This is a genomic window from Ancylomarina sp. (assembly GCF_041555295.1).
Taxonomy (GTDB): domain Bacteria; phylum Bacteroidota; class Bacteroidia; order Bacteroidales; family Marinifilaceae; genus Ancylomarina.
Genome location: NZ_JBFFKR010000428.1, coordinates 1 through 2132, shown reverse-complemented (window position 1 = coordinate 2132; position 2132 = coordinate 1). Strand labels below are relative to the sequence as shown.

The following is a 2132-nucleotide window of genomic DNA, read 5'->3' as shown; positions in this document are numbered from 1 at the left end:
TGTGTTTTTCCTTTCGAATTAGCTCTATAAATAAACTGACTATCTATCTCCTCATCAGGTAATTTATGTATGGGCTTAGAATTTGCTCCACAGGCATATTCCCATTCTGCTTCAGTGGGTAAACGGTATGTTTTTCCTGTTTTCTTCGATAACCATCGGCAATAGGTCGTCGCTGCTTGCCAAGTCATGCTGATAGCTGGCCTTTGTCCCATTCCCCATCCCTGTGAAGGATCACCCCAAGGTGGTGTCGCTCCTGAGATAACATCCAAATCATCTTCTACCTTACTATCATGTGCACGCCCCTCTGATTCCACATCCATTAAAAAAGTCCGATAAGCATCCCAAGTCAATTCAACTTTTCCCATGAAAAATGGCGATAACTTAACTTGCTTGCTACTAATAGGCTTATTCATAAAATTATTATCAGCATACATTTCCATTTCGAAAAAGCCTGATGGGATAGCAATCATTTCAAAAGAAATCGATGAGTCGGGAATAGTTTCAATATAGTTTTTAAATCCCTCTATTTTTGTTGACTTAGTATGAATAGGTTCATTAATCTCCTGACGTTTTAAAAATGACGTATTTTGCTCATACATGGCTTTGTGACTCCCATGACCGACCCCTTTATGGCAATTGATACAATGCAAATCAGCCTCATTTCGTCGGTAATACAAATGTGCTTTTTTACCCTTTTCGGAAATACTGTATGGGAATAAGTTTTGGTGACAATTGATGCAAGATGATTTTGGTGTGAACCGAATCGCATTTCCAATTTCCGATTTCTCTTCCCAGTTGATTTTATCATGATCTTTAAAATAATAGGCAAATAGATCTTTACTCCCTGCTTTAATTTTCTCAGGCCAATAATCGGTACTTTCTTTAGGAGGAAGATGGCAGTCAATGCAATGGATTTGTTCGCCCGATTCCGTCTTATAATGTGAGGATACGAGCCAGGATTGATCTGCTTGGGTGTGCACATGACAACTTATACAATAGGAATCCATTGAGGCATAAGCATCCATCTTTTCAATTGAACGATAAACCAAAACAAGAATAACAACTACGATTAAACCTATGATCTTACTTTTAAAACTCACCGTATCAAATCTTATTACTATTTCATTTAATGGCGTAAAGCTGACTCTAAAAGTCAGCTTTTACCACTAGTATTCTTTATAAAACTAAAAAAAGAGGAGAGTCAACCCAAAGCCATTTACCAAACCTATTCTACGATTTCATCTCCTCTATTTACTAACCAAATTTAGTCTAACTACTCAAATATCTATGGGAGTTTCTCAAAGTCGATATCAGGTTCTACTCCCAATTCATTTCTTTTAAAAAATGAGTCTATCGTTGTTCTATCACTGAAAAATCCACAATTTTTCAAAAAGAAATGTGATCCTTCTGAACCTCCAGCATAATCCAATCGTGAATTTTTACGAGCGGTCGCATCTGCAGTAAACTTCGCTTCAGTCATCTCAAACCATTTCCCATCTGCATTTCTAAGCCATTGATTTTTATAGGTAGCCTTACGAGTAAACTGTCCCATTTCGGTCATGAAATTCTCAAGAAATGAATGAGGACGAGTAATATAAGTTGAGGTTTTTGGACGTCTGAAACTTGCGATAAGCTCCCATTTCCCTATTTCTGGTGCATAAAAATAAGCAGTGTAATCTGTCGAGTTATCGACACCAGGTTTTGCACCTAAAAGAAAGCGGTATTTATGTTCGGCTTTCCAATTATATACCTTGTAGCTTTGTCCACCAGATCCTTCGTCACCAAATTCACCTATTTTTACCTCATCTCCTTTTTTCAATAACTTAATTTTCTCATCTTCAGGAATATCATTAGGATTGTCTGTTACATATGGGCTCCAAACCGAAAAAAGAATTCTTCGTTCTATTTCAGAATTAACCTGAATACCGAAATAACCTTCACCAAAACCATTCGCCATATAATACGAACCAACGACATCGTTTCCTTCTGGAACTTCTATCTCATTATAAAACCAACGAATGTCACCAGTCTCTTCAGGCACTGTGTACGACAGATGAACTGAAGGTCCGCGTCGTCCCCAGTAAAAATCTTCTTTTACAAAATCGGTACCAGTTGATGTTGCTTCTCCACCA

At 37.6% G+C, this 2132-nt stretch carries 2 protein-coding genes; both read right to left on the bottom strand.

What is annotated here, in order from left to right; translation table 11 throughout:
- A partial coding sequence (locus tag ABY905_RS16755; protein ID WP_372645956.1) for a NapC/NirT family cytochrome c occupies window positions 1–1100 on the bottom strand: 1100 nt, incomplete at its 3' end.
- 185 nt (window positions 1101–1285) lie between these two features.
- Window positions 1286–2132, bottom strand: an 847-nt coding sequence (locus ABY905_RS16750; protein ID WP_372645954.1) for a DUF3472 domain-containing protein, incomplete at its 5' end; no start/stop codon positions are given.